Origin of the sequence: Nocardia goodfellowii (assembly GCF_017875645.1) — a bacterium.
Taxonomy (GTDB): Bacteria; Actinomycetota; Actinomycetes; order Mycobacteriales; family Mycobacteriaceae; genus Nocardia; species Nocardia goodfellowii.
The window spans coordinates 5,643,516-5,659,965 of record NZ_JAGGMR010000001.1 but is presented as its reverse complement, the minus strand read 5'-3'; the positions used below and the strand labels follow the sequence as shown (position 1 = coordinate 5,659,965).

The window sequence follows — 16,450 nt, the reverse complement described above, 5'->3', positions numbered from 1 at the left end:
ATGACCGAACTGAGCCGTGCCCGTTACGCCGAGCTGTTCGGGCCGACCACGGGTGACCGAATCCGCTTGGCGGACACCGATCTGCTGATCGAGATCACCGAAGACCGTTCCGGCGGACCGGGTCTCGCCGGTGAGGAAGCCGTCTTCGGCGGCGGCAAGGTGCTGCGCGAATCCATGGGGCAGTCCCGAGCCACCCGCGCGGACGGTGCCCCGGACACCGTGATCACCGGTGTCGTGATCATCGACCACTGGGGAATCATCAAGGCGGACCTCGGTATTCGAGACGGGCGTATCTGCGCCATCGGCAAAGCCGGCAACCCCGACACCATGAGCGGAGTGCATCCGGACCTGGTGGTCGGCCCGTCGACGGAGATCATCGCGGGCAACGGTCGCATCGTCACCGCCGGGGCCATCGACTGCCACGTGCACTTCATCTGCCCGCAGCTGATGGAGGAGGCGCTCGGCGGCGGCATCACGACGCTCATCGGCGGCGGCACCGGTCCGGCCGAAGGCAGCAAGGCCACCACCGTCACCCCCGGCTCCTGGCATCTGGCCCGCATGCTGGAGGCGCTGGACAGCTGGCCGATGAACATCGTGCTGCTCGGCAAAGGCAACACGGTCAGCGCCGAATCGATGTGGGAGCAATTGCGCGGCGGCGCAGCGGGTTTCAAACTGCACGAGGACTGGGGCTCCACCCCCGCCGCGATCGACGCCTGCCTGCGCGTGGCCGACGCCAGCGGTGTCCAGGTGGCGCTGCACTCGGACACGTTGAACGAAGCGGGATTCGTCGAGGACACCCTCGGCGCCATCGCCGGGCGCGGCATCCACGCCTACCACACCGAGGGCGCGGGCGGCGGCCACGCACCCGACATCATCACCGTCGCTTCCCATCTCAATGTGCTGCCCAGCTCCACCAACCCCACTCGGCCGCACACCGTCAACACTCTCGACGAACACCTCGACATGCTGATGGTGTGCCACCACCTCAGCGCCTCCATCCCGGAGGACCTGGCGTTCGCCGAAAGCCGCATCCGTCCCTCGACCATCGCCGCCGAAGACCTGCTGCACGACCTCGGCGCGATCTCCATGATCGGCAGCGACTCCCAGGCCATGGGCCGCATCGGTGAAGTGGTCATGCGCACCTGGCAGACCGCGCACGTAATGAAGAAGCGCCGCGGCGCCCTGCCCGGAGACGGCGCCGCCGACAACGCCCGCGTGCGGCGCTACATCGCCAAATACACGATCGCGCCCGCGGTCGCGCACGGCCTCGACCACGAGGTCGGCTCCGTCGAAGTCGGCAAACTCGCCGACCTCGTGCTGTGGGAACCGGCGTTCTTCGGCGTGCGCCCGCACGCGGTCCTCAAAGGCGGCATGATCGCCTGGGCCGCGATGGGCGACGCCAACGCCTCCATCCCCACCCCGCAGCCGGTCCTCCCGCGCCCCATGTTCGGCGCCGCCCCGGTAGCCGCAGCCGCCACCTCCCTGCATTTCGTCTCCGAACACGCCATCGACGACGGACTCGCCGACCGCCTGAACCTGCGCCGAAAACTTGCTCCCGTCAAGAATGTTCGCGCCGTCACCAAAGCCGACATGCCGCACAACGACGCCATGCCCCACATCGAAGTCGACCCGGACACCTTTACGGTCCGCATCGATGGTGAGGTGTGGACCGAGCAACCCGCGACCGAACTTCCCATGGCGCAGCGCTACTTTCTGTTTTGAGCCTGATTGCCGCGTGGGCGATGGAACGGGGTGCGACGCAGGCCGCCAGGGACCTGACCGGTATGCGGTCTTGTGCAGCGGTGCGGTAGTCGACTTCGGAAAGTCGATGGAACCGGTAGCGACTGGGTCGCGTCGAAGTAAGTAGGACCGGCTGAACGCGGCCTGGGGCGGAGTCAACGCCGGACTGGTGTGGACAGCGCTTGGGCGAATCCGGCGAGGCGATGGACGACCTCGCCGGATTCGTGAGTACGACAGGAAGGTGCACACCGAGGCTGCGAAGGTGTAGCGCGGCTTTGGACGCAACGGAACCGGCGCGAGCGGGTGCGCGTCCTAGACTATGGGCATCTATGACGGCCTGGGAGCGGAGGCATTGGTGGGACGACGGACAACAGCGACGGTAGCGGCGCTGGCCGGGGTGGTGCTGGTGGCTTCGGGGTGTGGGTCGAAGACCGAGGGGAAGGGTGGGCCGACTGCCACAAATACATCGGCGGCTACAGCGACGTTATGGGACCCGTGCACGCAGGTATCGGATCAGGCGCTCAAACAGGTAGGAGTGAAGCCGGAAACCAAGGAGTCCGGGGTGGCGGGCGTAGAGGAGCCGGGGTGGAAGGTGTGCAGCTGGAATAACGCTGACTTCGACCTGGTCGTTTGGTCGACGACGTTCGGCATAGATGACTTCAAAAAGAAGGACGGAAATACAGATTTTAAGGACATCGCAGTCGCGGGACGAAGTGGTGTGACATACCACCGCGCACGTGATACAGCCAACGAGGATTGCGACTTGGTCTTTCCAGCGGCGCAAGGCGCATTTAGCATTTCGATCTACAACCGTGCATCTTCAACTAATGTCGAGCCTCCCTGCCAGAGAGCCAACAAGGCTGCAGAGGTCGTCGTGCCGCTTTTTCCGCGCTGATAGGAGATTGACATGGCAATGGGTGAGGAGGTAACGCGGTGGAAGTTTCTCGCAGAAGAAGCTAAAGCGGGCCGACTGTATTTGGATCAGTCTGTAGCCAAAGATTGCCGCGATGCTTGCAATAAGCAGATCGATCTTTATGACGGACTTCGCAGAGACCTGAAGAACCTGGAGACGGTCACCGGACTTGGCAATTTCAAGTGTGCCGAGGCCCTGGCTCAGATGCTCGGTCGCAAGGCCATAGGCGGCGAAGGCAACGTTGACGCCGCGTTGATGGACCATATCGAAGTTCTCAAGCTTATCCGCGACACCATCCAAGTTTCCGTGGAAAAGTACGAATCTCAAGACAAAGTCAACGCAGGCGAACAAGACAAGCTGTTGAGCTGATCGGGGGACTTCATGGGTCTGCTATTCGCGGGAATTGCCGCTGCACTTTGGGAGTCGAGTAAATCCGGACCACCGGACGTCGGGAAGGATGAGAGCCCCGAAGCAACGCAGGCGCGCAACCGGATTCAGGAGCTGGTGGGCGATAGCGGTCTTGAGTTCCAAGCGTCGAAGGTGCCGGAGTCAACGTATGAGAATCCGGAGAAACTGGATGACCTGTACGAAAGAGTGCAGGTGATGGATCCGGGCACGGTCAAGGCGCTGCATGAGCGTTGGGAAGGTTTACGCAACCAACTGAACGACGGGTTCGTGAACTTCGGTCTTGAAATGACCAAGGCCATAGAGGCCAAATGGCAAGGAGAAGCGGCCAATTCGGCGGCGACCGGTATCACCGAGTACGTGAAGAAGTCGAGCACCATGGTCGATTCAGTCGCTTTGGTGTCGGAGAAGGTGAAGCTGGTCCGCTCGGCCATCGACCTCACCAAGCCCAATGTCCAGCAAGCGCCGGATACCACTCTGACCAGCAATATCGCCAGCTGGGTTCCGGGCCCCACCTGGAAGCTGAACGAGCATCGGGAAGAGTCGTACCAGTCGGCGGCGGCGAATATCGTGAAGAACGTCTTCTACCCGGCCGTCAAGGAGGCCGACGATAAGGTGCCGTTGGTGCCGAAGCCGTACAACCCGGTGCAGGACACCGCGGTACCGGGGCCGGTGGTTCCCAAGACGCCCTCCGACGGCACGCAACCACTGTCCAGCGGCCCGACGGCGCCCAACAACACGGGTGAGCCGAAGACCGAGGCGAAGCCGGAGACGACCCAGCCGGATCCCAGCGCCGCTCCGCAGAGTACGACCGATCCGTCGACGAACCCGGCCACGACCGACGCTCCGACCACCCCGGCGGCTACTGTCCCGGCCGCCGCCGAGACACCGAAAGCGACTGACCCGAAACTCGGTACGAATGTCCCGGGTTCAGGTGTTCCTGGCTCGAATGTCCCCGGTTCAGGTAGCCCCGGTTCCAATGTGCCCGGTTCGAGTATCCCCGGCTCCGGGGTGCCGCGCTCGGGCGTCCCAGGTTCCGGCACACCTGGCACCGCGAATCCTGGGGCGGGAAAAACAGTCTCGGGTACCCCCGGTTCTACTGCCGCTGCCGCGCAGAATCCGAACCGCGCGGCCGCGGCCCGCGCCGGCATGTCCGGTATGCCGGGCATGGGCGCTATGGGTGGAGCCCGCGGTCAAGGTGATGACGACAAGGAACATCAGACCAAGGACTATCTGATCAACCAGGAGAACGGCGAGATCCTGACCGGATTGGATCCGGAGCATCGCGTGAAGACGGTCCCGCCGGTGATCGGCGAATGAGCAAGCGCGAGTGGACGTTCACACCGCTGGCGTTCAAGGTGCTGTGGCGGGCGGCTGACCGGGATGTGCTGCCGTACCCGTTGCAGTACCGGTCGACCGCGGACACGATCGCCGATTACGACAGAGCGTGGAAAGCTGAAGCGGCGGCGCTGCACAAGCATTTCGACGAGAGCATGTTCGCCGCGTTGCGGATCCTGGCGGAGCCGGAGGCGCGCATCGAGGTCGCCGGCAAGGTGGGGACGGAAAAGTTGCGGGTGCACGCGGCGGTGCACTATCAGCATGCGGTGCTGTTGGTGCAGGAGCCGACCGACGCGCCGGACAGCGGCGGCAAGGTGCGAATGACAATGCTTCCAGCGCACGAGATTTCCCGCCGCGTGCTGGCTCAGCTGCCCAATACGCCGCGGGGGAGCGGCGAGGGCATCGAAGTGTCGCGGCACGATCTCGAAGAGGACGGCCCCTTCCGCGGTTTCCACGACGACGCTCCGGTCTCACCACGCAAACTCGCCGCCCGCTTCTTCGAACGCCCTCGCGGCGCGGTCGTGCATGTCGCGGTGTACGCGGGCCCAGCTTTCGACAAACGCCCCGCACCGTCTCGCGGTTTCCACATCATGGACTACCCGGATGGCCGCTACATCGTCCGCAACGGCGGCACACTGAAGGCGTCGCCTGCCGACCGCCCACTCCTCGCCGCCGACCTGGACCGCATCCTCGCCATCACCGTGGAGGCGCACCGCGAGGAATCCGACCCGGCCTACCGAGCCCACGCCTGATCAAGGGGCCCATAGCCGCTTCGGGCAGCTGGACATCGTTGCGCACCTGATCTGGGGACGTGGCCGCTGCGGGAAGGAGCGCGTCGTGCGGTTGATTGGCGGGGCGGGATACGCTGCGGTGATACGCCGCGCCCACCGCCTCGCCACCCTCACCGGCGCTGGGACTCGACAATCTCGCCCACGCCAGTGAACATGGCGTGCCAGCGTTGCGCGGGTTCGCGAGGTTTGAACCGCGTTTCGCGGCTGATCGGCAGAGATGGTCGAAAACCGTTGCGCGCCTGATGATTGTTGCGTCAGGTTGCCAATCGACCTGAAACAACTGAGCAAGTATCGCAGCCCACTTGGCAGTTCAAGCGGCTGGTGCCGGTCATCTACGTATTTCCGATCCAGCCAGATGATAAAGAACTCCCGAACGTCCGGGAGTGCCACACGGCCAGCTGCAAGGCGGCGTCGGCGTGCCGCGCGTGTTGCCGTGACACACGTTCGTTGAGCGACCTCGAAGATCATGTCTTGCGGTCTATCTCCGCTGGTTGTCCGGCGGCCGGAACGTGTTGCGTGGCTGAGTATCCGGTCGTGGCTGCTTCCGGCAGCCGGAACCTGTTGCGCGCTCCGTCAATGGACCGGGCCGCTTCCGATAGGTGGACGCGTTGTGCTGCTGATCAACGGCCCCGTGCGGAAGACGTTGCGCCCCCGCTCGATCAGCGCGTGGACCGTATCGCCTCCAGCATGATGTCGGCGATGCCGCGCATGCCGGTGGGGGTGGGGTGGTAGGGGATCAAAGTTTCGGTGGCGAGGACCGGGTCGAACCAGCGGACGCCCTCAGGTGCGCACATATCGTGGCCGATGGCTCGGGTGCGGGTGTCGATGTAGGTCGCGTCGTGGGCGGCGGCGCCGGCGGCGACAATCGTGTTGAGGCGGTCGAAGGCGCGTTGGACGGTCGCGGCGTCGGTCGGGCGTAGTCCGATAAGTTCGGGGCAGCCGCCTTCACGGACGTACAGTGGCCAGCCGTCGACGTACACTTCAGCGTTCGGGGCCAGTTCCGAGATGCGTTGCAGTGCGGTGGAGTATGGCGCGGCGATGGCGTCGATATCGGCGTCCCAGGCTGGGTCGGCGCATGGTCGTGCTCCTGCGGTGTGGCAGTTGAGCACGTATCTGGTCATATTCGTGTCGTTGGCTCCGATGTGCACCGTCACCAGTTTGGTGTTCGGGCCGAGGGCGTCGAATTGCGGTGGGACACCGGGGCCTTGGGGCGTGGTGAGGTCCTTGATCTTGGCTGAGCTGCAGGTGCGGTCGTCCAGGCGTACGCCCAGTGCCTCGGCCACCAGTTTTGGTGTGTTCGCTGTCGACCGGATGCACTGCAGTGGGGCGCTCGGGTCGAACTTCTGCACGCCGGTCGTCGCGGCGCCCGAATCTCCGAGCGCCACGTACTCCGCGCCGCCGTCGGCGGGTGCTGCCGTGGCGTTCGGTGCGAGCATCATTGGGCCCGTGCTCAACAGCCCCGCCGCTATCGCCGCCCACAGCTTCCGACTGCCACTCATCCTGATGCTCCGCTCCGCATGAGCGCCTCAAAGTGAGACGCGCTGGTTCCGCTTTGGGACCCTACTATCCCGGCCTGCACTCTGGTCTGGATTCGGCCTAATCACGAAGAGGATTGTTGCCAGGTTCCAGACAACCTGCCTTTCGAACCGCGACCGGTTTCCGCGCCGCACATCGGAGACCTGCTCGAGCGGCCCGAGCGCCGTGCTCCGGTGGCAGACTGGCGATCATGACGAGTGCTGAATGGGCTGAAGTCGACAGCTACCTGGTGGAGAACCTGGTCCGGGACCCGGAGACCGCGGCGGTGCTGGAAGAGAACGCCAAGGCGGGGCTGCCCGCGATCGATGTGTCCGCGCCGCAGGGGAAGTTCCTGTATCTGCTGGCGCGGTCGGCCGGGGTGCGCCGGGTGCTGGAGGTCGGCACCCTGGGCGGTTACAGCACGGTGTGGCTGGCTCGGGCGGTCGGCAAGGCCGGACAGGTGCTGACCTTGGAATACGAGCCGCGCCATGCCGAGGTGGCGCGGCAGAACCTGGACCGGGCGGGTGTCGGTGACCGGGTGGAGATCCGGGTCGGCGCGGCGCTGGACAGTCTGCCGGTGCTGGCGGAGGAGAACCCGGAACCGTTCGATCTGGTGTTCTTGGATGCCGACAAGGTCAATAATCCGAACTATGTGCGCTGGGCGTTGCGGCTGACCCGTCCCGGTTCGGTGATCATCGTCGACAATGTGGTCCGCCAGGCGGTCTCGCCGACGCCGGCTCGACCGACCCCGCGATCCGCGGCAGCCGCGAAGTCGTCGAATTGCTCGCCGCCGAACCGCGTTTGGATGCCACCGTGCTGCAGACCGTCGGCGCGAAGGGCTGGGACGGGTTCGCCTACGCCTTGGTTCTCGACTAGGGAATCAGCACGACCTTGCCCATCGTCGCCCTGGTTTCCAGGGCGCGGTGGGCGCCGGCCGCGTCCGCGAGCGGGAAGCGCTGGACCGCGGGCCGCAGCCGACCGGCCGCGGCCTCGGCCAGCGACCGGTCCTCGAGTACCCGGATATCGCCTCCGGCGCGCTGCATCATCGGTGGCCCGAGCACGACTTGCGAGGTGATGCCGCGCTCTCGCTGTTCGCGCTCGGAGATGCCGAGCGGCCCACCGGGGAAGCCATAGACCACATGGTGTCCGCCAGTGCGCAGGAGATCGACTGCGGCCCTGGCGATTTCGCCGCCCACCGCGTCGAACACGACGGTGGGCCGGTATTCGCGTAACCGCTCGTCCCAGCCCGGCCGGAGATAGTCGACAGCGAGGTCCGCGCCGTTCTCGGCGACCCGCGCCACCTTGCCGGGACCACCCGCGAGCCCGATGACGTAGGCGCCCGCGTTCTTCGCGGCTTGGACCAGCAGGGTGCCGATGCCACCGGCCGCGGCGGTGACGACAGCGACACTGTCCGGTCCGAGGTCGGTGAACTGCAGGATGCCCATGGTGGTCCGGCCGGTCCCGATCATGGCGATCGCCTCGGCGGGGTCCAGATTCTCCGGAATCACGTGCAGCCGGGCGGAATCCGCGATGGCGAGCTCGGCGTAGCCGCCGGGCGCGGACCCAAGGTGGGTCACCACGCGCTTGCCGAGCCAGGACGAATCAACCTCGGCTCCTACCGATTCCACCGTTCCGGCGACTTCGCGGCCCGGGATCGTCGGTAGCTCGGGCAGCGGGTACGGGCCGGGCCTGCCGTGCCGCAGGGCGGTGTCGACGAGGTGCACTCCCGCCGCGGCCACGGTGATCCGCACCTGGTGCGCGCCGGGCGCGGGGTCGCCGACGGTTTCGTATCGGAGGTTCTCGGCGGGGCCGAAGGCATGGAGCCGGATCGCGTGCATGCCCCTGAGCTTGCAACCTCGAGGGAGGTTGGGGTCAAGCCTGCCGGAGCCGCGCCTCGAATCCATCGCAGAGCGTGGTCAGCCCGGCGTAGAGCAGGTCCTCCTGGGTCAGGTCGCTGACGCCCTTGCCGATCAGGTCCGCCAGGGCTTCCGGGACCGGCGTGGTGGGGCTGCCCTCCAGCAGGGCACGCAGCCCGTTGGTCTCCTCGGGCTGAATCTTCTTGCGCTCCAACAGGTCCGAGCTGATATGCGGGAGGGTCGCGCCGGAGATGAAGTTCCACACCGAGAACGACATCTGCATCGCTTCCCGCGCGGGCACGCCCAGTTCGCGGAATCCTTCGACCAGCCAGGCCAGGCAGGCCAGTCCGTGCGGGCCGAAGCTGTAGCGCGGCATGGCGAAGGTCAGCAGCACCCACGGATGCTGCTGGTAGAGCGCCCAATCGATCTCGGCGGCGATGCGGACCCGGTCGCGCCACGTCCAGCCCTTGCCTTCGGTGGGCGGGTACGGGTTGCGCCGGGCGACCTCGTCGGTCATCAGCGCGATCAGTTCGTCTTTGTTGGCCACGTGCCGGTACAGCGACATGGCGCCGACGCCCATCCGCTCGGCGATGCGCCGCATGGATACCGCGTCCAGACCCTCGAGGTCGGCGAGGGCGATCGCGGTATCGACGATCGTGGCTCGGGTGAGTTTCGGCTCAGTCATCCCATGTCTCGTTGTTCGTTTCGATGACGCATGCGTACACTGTACCCTTGGTCGTGCGTACGCCGTACGCGAGCAGCGAGAGGAAACCCTTCGATGACACAGGTGCAGTCGCCCACCGGCACGCGGCGGGCGTGGCTCGGATTGGCGGTATTGCTGCTACCGGTGCTGCTGGTCTCGATGGATGTCTCGGTGTTGTTCCTGGCCATGCCCACCCTGACCGTGGACTTGGACCCCTCCGCCACCCAGGCGCTGTGGATCCTCGACATCTACGGCTTCATGATCGCCGGCCTGCTCATCACCATGGGCAATCTCGGCGACCGCATCGGGCGGCGGAAAATTCTGCTGGCCGGCGCGGCGGTATTCGGCTTGGCGTCCGTGCTGGCCGCGTTCGCGCCCAGCGCCGTGGTGCTCATCGTCGCCCGCGCGCTGATGGGTGTGGGCGGCGCGACACTGTTGCCGTCCAGCCTCGCGCTCATCTCCAGCCTTTTCCCCGACGTTCGGCAGCGCGCCGCCGCGATCGGCGTATGGACTGCGTTCTTCGCCGGTGGTTCGGCGGTCGGCCCGATCATCGGCGGGCTGCTGCTGCATCACTTCTGGTGGGGATCGGTGTTTCTCATCAACCTGCCGGTGCTGCTGGTGCTGCTCGCCCTGGGGCCGGTCCTGCTGCCCGAGCATCGCTCCAGTGCGCTGGGGCCGATCGATCTGCCCAGCGTCGCGCTGTCCATCGGCGGCATCCTGCCGCTGATCTACGCCGTCAAACACGCGGCGGCCGAGGGGATCGACGTCGAGGCGCTGGCGCTGGCCGTGATCGGCATCGTCGTGCTCACCTTGTTCGTGCGTCGGCAGACCCATTTGACCGAACCGCTGCTGGATTTGCGGCTGTTCACCCGGCCCGCGTTCTCGGTGGCGATCGGGTCCAGCCTTACCGGCATGATGTCGCTGGCCGCCCTGGGCTATCTGACCAGCATGTACCTGCAGTCGGTCACCGGGCGCGACCCGTTGGCCGCGGCACTGCTCGGTATTCCGAGCGCGGTGGCGGTGTTCATCTTCTCCATGAGCGGCGCTCGGTTGGGCCGCCAGATCGGTGTCCGATCGACGTTCGTGCTGGCGCTGCTGCTCGCGGCGCTGGGCAACCTGATGCTGCTCGGAGTAGGTGTGCACGGTGGAATTGGCTGGTACATCGCCGGATCCACCATCGCCGGTATCGGCTACGGCCTGGCCTTCACCCTGGTCTCCGATGTCGCGGTGTCGTCGGTGCCCGCGGAACGCGCCGGTTCGGCGGTCGGCATCTCCGAGACCAGCTTTGAACTCGGGAACGCGCTCGGCCTGTCGCTGCTGGGTTCGCTCGCGGCGCTGGTGTTCCGTAACGGCGGCGACTATGCCGAGACCCTGGGTGAAACGTTGCACGAGGCCGGGGGCGATGCCGCGCTGGCCGAGCGCGCACGCGAATCCTTCGTCGATGGTATGCATCTGGCGACGACGGCGGGCGCGGTCATTCTGCTGGTTATGGCGGTGGTAGCGCGGGTGGCGATGCGCAAGAACACCGTCTTGGGCGACGCGCACGCGCACTGAACTGCGGCCGGATAATCTCTTCCCGCCTGCCGCGACGGTGCGATGTTCGAGTTTCTACCCGATGTGGCAGGCAAAAACTCCTACGGCGCAATACATTTGACGCGTGACTGAGACACAGCCCATTGCCAACGGGCGACCGCTCGCCGAACGGGTCGCCACCCGGCTGCTCTATCCGACCTCGCGCCCCGACGAAAAATCCTTGCACGACGCGGTTTCGGGCCGCATCGTGCTGATCACCGGGGCCTCACACGGCATCGGTAAGGCCAGCGCACGCAAGCTCGGCGCGGCCGGTGCCGTGGTGCTGTTGGTCGCACGGTCGACGGCGGACTTGGCCGCCGTCGCCGCCGATATCCGGGGCGAGGGCGGTGCGGCCCACACCTACACCGTCGATCTCACCGACTTCGCCGCGGTCGAAGCCCTCGCCGGCACGCTGCTCAGCGAACACGGCCACGTCGACGTGGTGATCAACAACGCGGGGAAGTCGATTCGCCGCCCGATCGACGAATCCTACGACCGCTTCCACGATTTCACCCGCACCATGGACATCAACTACCTGGGCCCGGTCCGCTTGCTGCTGTCCCTGCTGCCGCACATGCGCGAGCGCAAGCAGGGCCACATCGTGAACGTCGCCACCTGGGGTCTGCTCATGCCGCCCACGCCCCGGTGGTCCGCCTACGGCGCGTCGAAGGGCGCCTTCGACACCTGGCTGCGTACGGTCGCCACCGAGATCGCGGGCGACGGCGTCACGACCACTTCCATCTATATGCCGCTCGTGCACACCCGGATGAGCGCCCCGACCGATTTCAGCAATATCCCGGGTCTCACCGTCGACGAGGCCTCGGATCTGATCTGCCACGCCGTCACCGCCCGTCCCCGCGAAATCGCCCCCTGGTGGCAAGCCCCGTTGCAAGCCTGGACCGACCTGAGCCGCAGCCAGACCGCGCGCTTCATGGAGCGGGCTTTCCGCCGCGGGCGAGCCTGAAAACGTCGTCCGGCGACCGCGCGGTCTGACCGGGGCGCAGGGTACGACACGCCGGAGCATAGGATCGTGCGGTGCACAAGAGCTCCGCGACAAATTTGGCGATGTTGTTCGCCCTCGCGGATTCCCGCCTGCCGATCGGCGGGCACGTGCATTCCGGCGGGGTCGAGGAAGCCGTCGCCTCGGGCCTGGTGCGTGACGTGCGGACCGTCGAGTTGTATTTACGGCGCCGGATCCGGACGTCCGGGTTGGTGGCCGCGTCCCTGGCCGCCGCGGTGTGCGCGGGGGAGTTGACGGTGCGGCGCGCCGAGCTCGAGGCCGATGCCAGAACACCGTCGCCCGCGGCGCGGACCGCTTCCCGGGCGCAGGGCCGTGGATTTTTGCGATTGGCGAAACAAGTGTGGCCGCACCAGGATTGGGCCGCGCTGGGTACGCGGCCGCATCTGTCCACGGTTTTCGGCGCGGTCGGCGCGGCCTGCGGGGTGACCCCGGAGGAGATCGCGGGTGTTGTGGTCTACACCACGCTGACCGGCGCCGCGACGGCCGCGCAACGGCTGCTGGCGCTCGATCCGGCGTCGATCGCCCTGTGCACAGTGCGGCTGGCCGAGCTCTGCGATCACACCGCGGCAGCGGCTGTGACCGGCCTGGCGGCACTGTCGGATCCGCTGCAGGACGTGCTCGCCGAGCGACATCTGCACCGCGAAATGCCGCTGTTCGCAAGCTGAGATTGTCACCGAGAGAAGGAGATTCACCATGCCCCCGCACCTGATCGACGGTGAACCGCACGATCATTCGCAGGACCGCCCGAAGCGGCAGCGCACGCCGGGCGAAGCGCTGCGGATCGGGATCGGCGGTCCGGTCGGCTCCGGTAAGACGGCGCTGACCGCGGCGCTGTGCCGGCAATTGCGCGAGGAGTTGTCCATCGCCGTGCTCACCAACGACATCTACACCACCGAGGACGCCGACTTCCTGCGCCGCCACGCCGTGCTGCCGGACGAGCGGATCACCGCCGTGCAGACCGGCGGCTGCCCGCACACCGCGATCCGCGACGACATCACCGCGAACCTGGACGCCATCGACGACCTGATCGCCGCGAACCCGCCGCTGGACCTGATCCTGGTCGAGTCCGGTGGCGACAACCTGACCGCGACCTTCTCCTCCGGCCTGATCGACGTGCAGATCTTCGTCGTCGACGTGGCCGGCGGCGACAAGGTGCCGCGTAAGGGTGGTCCCGGCGTGACCTTCTCGGATCTGCTGGTGATCAACAAGACCGACCTCGCCCCGCTGGTCGGCGCGGATCTCGGTGTGATGGAACGCGACGCCGCCAAGGTCCGGGAGAGCCGGCCCACCGCCCTGATCTCGCTCACCGACGACCCGGCCGCTACCCCGGTCCTGGCCTGGGTCCGCGAACAGCTGCGCCTGATCGCGCACGCCGACTCGCACGCCGCCGATTCCGCTGTTGCGCACTGAGTTACGCATCGTGGCGGCCCGCGGGTCGTTACCGGAGATCCACGCCGTCGGCGGGCTGTCCGCCCGCCGCACGGCGCCGGATCAGGTGCACCTGATCGGCACGGCCGCGACCCCGCTGGGCGGCGACGAACTCGACATCCGCATCGTCGTGGGCGCCGGCGCCCGGCTGACGGTGCGTTCGGTCGCGGCGAGCATCGCGCTGCCCAGCGTGGCCACGCCGTTGTCGTCGGCGCACTGGCATTTCGAGATCGGCCCGGGAGCGGAACTGGATTTCGATCCGGAGCCCACCATCGTCGCGGGCGGCGCGCGGCACCACACGCGCACCACTGTCCGGTTGGCCCCGGACTCGCGGGTCCGGATCCGCGAACGCGTCCAGATCGGGCGCACCGGCGAGGACACGGGTGAATGGCGCGGTGACTTCCTCGCCGACCTCGCCGATGTCCCGCTGCTCCGGCACCGCCTGCATCTCGGCAGCGACGCGCCCACCGATGACCCGCTCGCCGCTCCTCGTGCTCTCGACAGCGAACTGCGCTACCCGGATCCCCGCGCCGCCGAGACCCACGGCGTCGACGGCGCCCTGCTGCCACTGGCCGCGGGCGGCAGCCTCTATACCCGCGTGGCCCGCACCCTGGCCGCTGCGACAAATTGACTGGATGCGCGGGCACACAACCGTTTACGGTGGGACCGGCACAAGACGGGCCGGAGATGATCGGTTATCCGTCACGCAGGAGATCGCGGGTTCGATTCCCGCCGGAAGCGCAGGCGTCTTCCGTGGTGTAGTGGTGGCACACCTGCCTAAAAACCCGGTCGCACCAGCACGCCCGTCTTGTGCCGCAGTCAGAGCTGTTGTGGGGCGGCCAGGGTGCCGAGCAGATCTTCGGTGTAGGCCCTGAGCCGGACCGCGTCGGCGGGGTCGAGTGTGGACAATGACAACGGGACCGGTTTGCCCCGGTCGATCGCGGTGAGCGGATCCGCGGGCGGATGGTCGATCCATTCGACGATGGGCGCTACGGCGCTCTCGACCGGGCGGGCGAAGAATCGCGCGAGTGTACTGATCACGTTGTGCACCATGGGGTTTGGATGGTTCTTGCTGCCGGTGCGGGTGAAACCGGGGTGGTAGAGCACGTAGCGGGTAGTGGTGGCCAGTTGGGCGTAGCCGACCCCGGCCAGATCGTTTGCGCGGCCCGCTTGTAGTTGGGCGCGGATCATGCTGTAGCCGCGGGACAGCTGCGGGTCGTCCCAGCGGACGGCACCGGCGGTGGCTCCCACTCCCGCGACATTGATGATCACCGGGGACGAACTGCGGTCGAGTAGCGGTTGCAGGTACTGGGCCAGGAGATAGCGGCTCAGGTAGTACAGGGCGAAGGTGTCTTCCAGGCCGTCGGCCGTGACACGGCGCTTCGGATTCAAGCGGTTGGCGAACAGGCCCACAGCGTCGACGGCGGTGTGTACTTCAGCGATTTCCCGCGCGACTCGGCGGACCTCGGCGACCGAGGACAGATCCGCCTGGATGAACCGCAGGTTCGGATCTGCGGCCTGTTCCAGCAGCGCCGCGCCCTTGCCGGCGTCGCTGCCGATGACGGTGACGCGGTCTCCGTGTGCCAGGCGGCCCAGGGCGGTGGCGCGCCCCATTCCGCTGGTACCGCCGGCGATGATCACCGTTTTGGGATTTCGGTTCGGCACGGTCGTTCCTCCCTATGCTGGCTGTGCTGACACAGTCAGCCTGGATCGCGTTGCGCCGGACCGAAAGAAGGCACTGTGATGTCCGATAGGCACATCGATGTTCCCGCTGTGCTGGCATTCCAGCTGCCGCGCCCGGTCCCGGCGGCGGAATTGGCCGCGTGCCCGGTCGGGCAGTTGCTGCACCGCATCGGGGACAAGTGGACGCTGGTGGTGCTGGTGCTGTTGGGCGAACGCACCCACCGATACAACGAACTGCACCGGGCTGTCGAAGGCATCAGCCGTCGCATGCTGACCCGTACCTTGCGCACCTTGGAAGCCGACGGGCTGGTACGCCGTGAGGTACATCCGACCGTGCCGCCCACGGTGGAATACAGCCTCACACCGCCGGGACTGACGCTGCTGGAGCGGCTTTCGGCGCTGGCCGAGTGGGCGGTGGAGCATGACGCGACCAAAGCCGCGCAGGTAGCTGTGCGGTAACCGGCTCGGCAACGCAAAGGCGGGATTCCGACGACGTTGTCGGAATCCCGCCTTGTATGCGAGCACTATCGAATGCGGAGCGTGTTCAGTCTCCGACAACCCGCGACGGTGCGTTGTACGCGTTGACCGCGCCGACCACACCACCGGCCGCCGCACCGACCACCGCGGCGGGCACGGTGATCACGGCCGCGCCCATCGCCGCGCCCAGTGCCGGTCCGGCGAAGATGCCGACCGGAATGAACGGCGCGCCGACCACCAGGCCGAGCACACCGCCGACGAGCGCGGAGGTGACCGCGATCGGCGCCGCGGCACTGGCACCCGCGAGAGCGCCGACGGCCGCGGTGCCGACCGTCTGACCGGCGATCCGGTCGGACCGGCTGCGTTCCATGCCGACCGAATCGAGGAACGTCGCCAGATTCGCCTCGGCCATGGCCGAGTTGTCGTTGATCTGGATCGCCTGCTCTTCGTTGATCCAGTCCGGCGTCGGCACGGTGACATCACCGAAGCGGAACTGCCCGGGCGGCGGCGCGATCGGCGGCACGGGTGCCACCGGAACCGGCGGATGCAGCACGCCCACGGGCGCGAGGTACCGCTTGTCCGGGAGCGGACGCGACCACTGCAGCGAGCTACGGGTGTTGTCCGGAATGTCGAGGCCCTCGTACGGCATCGCATTCGGGACATCGGCCGCGGGCCACTGCGCGTGCTGCGTGGACGTGCCGGCCTCGGTCGGGTCGGCGTTCGCGGTACCGGAGCCGACCAGCGCGAGCACCAGCGGAACCGCGCCCGCCGCGACCACCGGGCCGATCTTGGACGGCGGGGCCGGAGCTCTGTGTTTGCCTGTGGGCATCAATCGCCTTTCCTCAGAGAAGTGCATGTTCGACGTCTCACATTCGGATCCGCGCGCGACATGGATGGGTCGCTGCGGAACCCGATTTCACAAAATTCTTAGCCAAAAATTAGCTGAGTAGCCGAAATATGCCTGTGGCCGGACCGATCCGCTTGTTCGCGAATCTGGCCCGGCCACAA

At 66.9% G+C, this 16,450-nt stretch carries 16 protein-coding genes and 1 pseudogene; 12 read left to right on the top strand and 5 right to left on the bottom strand.

The window, feature by feature from the left end:
- The 5 genes from BJ987_RS26095 (at position 1) to BJ987_RS26075 (ending at position 5,148) form a co-directional block, all read left to right on the top strand.
- The gene (locus BJ987_RS26095; RefSeq protein WP_209895111.1) at positions 1-1,722 is read left to right on the top strand and encodes an urease subunit alpha; all 1,722 of its coding nucleotides are present in this window, start codon (positions 1-3) and stop codon (positions 1,720-1,722) included.
- A 337-nt stretch (positions 1,723-2,059) separates the two neighbouring features.
- Positions 2,060-2,635: a DUF3558 domain-containing protein gene (locus BJ987_RS26090; protein ID WP_209895109.1), complete on the top strand. Its 576-nt coding sequence runs from the start codon at positions 2,060-2,062 to the stop codon at positions 2,633-2,635.
- A 12-nt stretch (positions 2,636-2,647) separates the two neighbouring features.
- Positions 2,648-3,022: a hypothetical protein gene (locus BJ987_RS26085; protein ID WP_209895107.1), complete on the top strand. Its 375-nt coding sequence runs from the start codon at positions 2,648-2,650 to the stop codon at positions 3,020-3,022.
- 324 nt (positions 3,023-3,346) lie between these two features.
- Positions 3,347-4,378 carry a hypothetical protein gene (locus BJ987_RS26080; RefSeq protein ID WP_209895105.1) on the top strand — a complete coding sequence of 344 codons (1,032 nt, stop codon included), beginning with the start codon at positions 3,347-3,349 and terminating at the stop codon, positions 4,376-4,378.
- A complete protein-coding gene (locus BJ987_RS26075; protein ID WP_209895103.1) occupies positions 4,375-5,148 on the top strand; it encodes an ESX secretion-associated protein EspG in 774 nt (257 codons plus the stop codon). Before BJ987_RS26080 ends, BJ987_RS26075 begins: the two co-directional genes overlap by 4 nt.
- Positions 5,149-5,846: 698 nt before the next feature.
- Here BJ987_RS26075 and BJ987_RS26070 read toward each other — a convergent pair.
- A complete protein-coding gene (locus tag BJ987_RS26070) occupies positions 5,847-6,686 on the bottom strand; it encodes an SGNH/GDSL hydrolase family protein (RefSeq protein WP_209895101.1) in 840 nt (279 codons plus the stop codon).
- Positions 6,687-6,913: 227 nt separating this feature from the next.
- Between BJ987_RS26070 and BJ987_RS26065 the strand changes: the two are divergent.
- A pseudogene (locus BJ987_RS26065) lies at positions 6,914-7,578 on the top strand (O-methyltransferase).
- Here the strand turns inward: BJ987_RS26065 and BJ987_RS26060 are convergent.
- The gene (locus tag BJ987_RS26060; protein ID WP_209895099.1) at positions 7,575-8,540 is read right to left on the bottom strand and encodes a zinc-binding dehydrogenase; all 966 of its coding nucleotides are present in this window, start codon (positions 8,538-8,540) and stop codon (positions 7,575-7,577) included. The pseudogene BJ987_RS26065 and the gene BJ987_RS26060 sit on opposite strands and share 4 nt — an antisense overlap.
- Positions 8,541-8,574: 34 nt before the next feature.
- Positions 8,575-9,243 carry a TetR/AcrR family transcriptional regulator gene (locus BJ987_RS26055; RefSeq protein WP_209895097.1) on the bottom strand — a complete coding sequence of 223 codons (669 nt, stop codon included), beginning with the start codon at positions 9,241-9,243 and terminating at the stop codon, positions 8,575-8,577.
- A 93-nt stretch (positions 9,244-9,336) separates the two neighbouring features.
- Here BJ987_RS26055 and BJ987_RS26050 point away from each other — a divergent pair, with 93 nt between their 5' ends.
- The 5 genes from BJ987_RS26050 to BJ987_RS26030 all read left to right on the top strand — a co-directional run bounded on the left by BJ987_RS26050 (position 9,337) and on the right by BJ987_RS26030 (position 13,913).
- Complete coding sequence (locus BJ987_RS26050; RefSeq protein WP_209895095.1) at positions 9,337-10,815, top strand: MFS transporter; 1,479 nt, start codon at positions 9,337-9,339, stop codon at positions 10,813-10,815.
- A 103-nt stretch (positions 10,816-10,918) separates the two neighbouring features.
- A complete protein-coding gene (locus BJ987_RS26045) occupies positions 10,919-11,797 on the top strand; it encodes an SDR family NAD(P)-dependent oxidoreductase (RefSeq protein ID WP_307869761.1) in 879 nt (292 codons plus the stop codon).
- Positions 11,798-11,898: 101 nt separating this feature from the next.
- Positions 11,899-12,519, top strand: a complete 621-nt coding sequence (locus BJ987_RS26040) for an urease accessory protein UreF (protein WP_209899100.1) — start codon at positions 11,899-11,901, stop codon at positions 12,517-12,519.
- A 28-nt stretch (positions 12,520-12,547) separates the two neighbouring features.
- Positions 12,548-13,264 (top strand): urease accessory protein UreG, encoded by a 717-nt coding sequence (gene ureG / locus BJ987_RS26035; protein ID WP_209895093.1) that lies wholly within the window; start codon positions 12,548-12,550, stop codon positions 13,262-13,264.
- Positions 13,254-13,913 (top strand): urease accessory protein UreD, encoded by a 660-nt coding sequence (locus BJ987_RS26030; protein ID WP_209895091.1) that lies wholly within the window; start codon positions 13,254-13,256, stop codon positions 13,911-13,913. The genes ureG and BJ987_RS26030 overlap by 11 nt, the downstream gene beginning before the upstream one ends.
- 188 nt (positions 13,914-14,101) lie before the next feature.
- Here BJ987_RS26030 and BJ987_RS26025 read toward each other — a convergent pair whose 3' ends face one another.
- Positions 14,102-14,947 carry an SDR family NAD(P)-dependent oxidoreductase gene (locus tag BJ987_RS26025; protein ID WP_307869760.1) on the bottom strand — a complete coding sequence of 282 codons (846 nt, stop codon included), beginning with the start codon at positions 14,945-14,947 and terminating at the stop codon, positions 14,102-14,104.
- 78 nt (positions 14,948-15,025) lie between these two features.
- Here BJ987_RS26025 and BJ987_RS26020 point away from each other — a divergent pair, with 78 nt between their 5' ends.
- Positions 15,026-15,424, top strand: coding sequence for a winged helix-turn-helix transcriptional regulator (locus BJ987_RS26020; protein WP_209895089.1), 399 nt, complete (start codon positions 15,026-15,028; stop codon positions 15,422-15,424).
- A gap of 85 nt (positions 15,425-15,509) precedes the next feature.
- On the opposite strand, the gene BJ987_RS26015 is transcribed toward BJ987_RS26020, so the two are convergent.
- The gene (locus BJ987_RS26015; protein ID WP_245366131.1) at positions 15,510-16,271 is read right to left on the bottom strand and encodes a hypothetical protein; all 762 of its coding nucleotides are present in this window, start codon (positions 16,269-16,271) and stop codon (positions 15,510-15,512) included.
- Positions 16,272-16,450 lie beyond the last annotated feature (179 nt).

What these genes read in the sequence shown, in the direction of transcription:
- BJ987_RS26075 (WP_209895103.1), top strand. Translation starts at nt 4,375, where the DNA reads ATGAGCAAGCGCGAGTGGACGTTCACACCGCTGGCGTTCAAGGTGCTG.
- BJ987_RS26090 (WP_209895109.1), top strand. Translation starts at nt 2,060, where the DNA reads ATGGGCATCTATGACGGCCTGGGAGCGGAGGCATTGGTGGGACGACGG.
- BJ987_RS26040 (WP_209899100.1), top strand. Translation starts at nt 11,899, where the DNA reads ATGTTGTTCGCCCTCGCGGATTCCCGCCTGCCGATCGGCGGGCACGTG.
- BJ987_RS26055 (WP_209895097.1), bottom strand. Translation starts at nt 9,243, where the DNA reads ATGACTGAGCCGAAACTCACCCGAGCCACGATCGTCGATACCGCGATC.
- BJ987_RS26020 (WP_209895089.1), top strand. Translation starts at nt 15,026, where the DNA reads ATGTCCGATAGGCACATCGATGTTCCCGCTGTGCTGGCATTCCAGCTG.
- ureG (WP_209895093.1), top strand. Translation starts at nt 12,548, where the DNA reads ATGCCCCCGCACCTGATCGACGGTGAACCGCACGATCATTCGCAGGAC.
- BJ987_RS26015 (WP_245366131.1), bottom strand. Translation starts at nt 16,271, where the DNA reads ATGCCCACAGGCAAACACAGAGCTCCGGCCCCGCCGTCCAAGATCGGC.
- BJ987_RS26085 (WP_209895107.1), top strand. Translation starts at nt 2,648, where the DNA reads ATGGCAATGGGTGAGGAGGTAACGCGGTGGAAGTTTCTCGCAGAAGAA.
- BJ987_RS26095 (WP_209895111.1), top strand. Translation starts at nt 1, where the DNA reads ATGACCGAACTGAGCCGTGCCCGTTACGCCGAGCTGTTCGGGCCGACC.
- BJ987_RS26060 (WP_209895099.1), bottom strand. Translation starts at nt 8,540, where the DNA reads ATGCACGCGATCCGGCTCCATGCCTTCGGCCCCGCCGAGAACCTCCGA.
- BJ987_RS26050 (WP_209895095.1), top strand. Translation starts at nt 9,337, where the DNA reads ATGACACAGGTGCAGTCGCCCACCGGCACGCGGCGGGCGTGGCTCGGA.
- BJ987_RS26070 (WP_209895101.1), bottom strand. Translation starts at nt 6,686, where the DNA reads ATGAGTGGCAGTCGGAAGCTGTGGGCGGCGATAGCGGCGGGGCTGTTG.
- BJ987_RS26080 (WP_209895105.1), top strand. Translation starts at nt 3,347, where the DNA reads ATGACCAAGGCCATAGAGGCCAAATGGCAAGGAGAAGCGGCCAATTCG.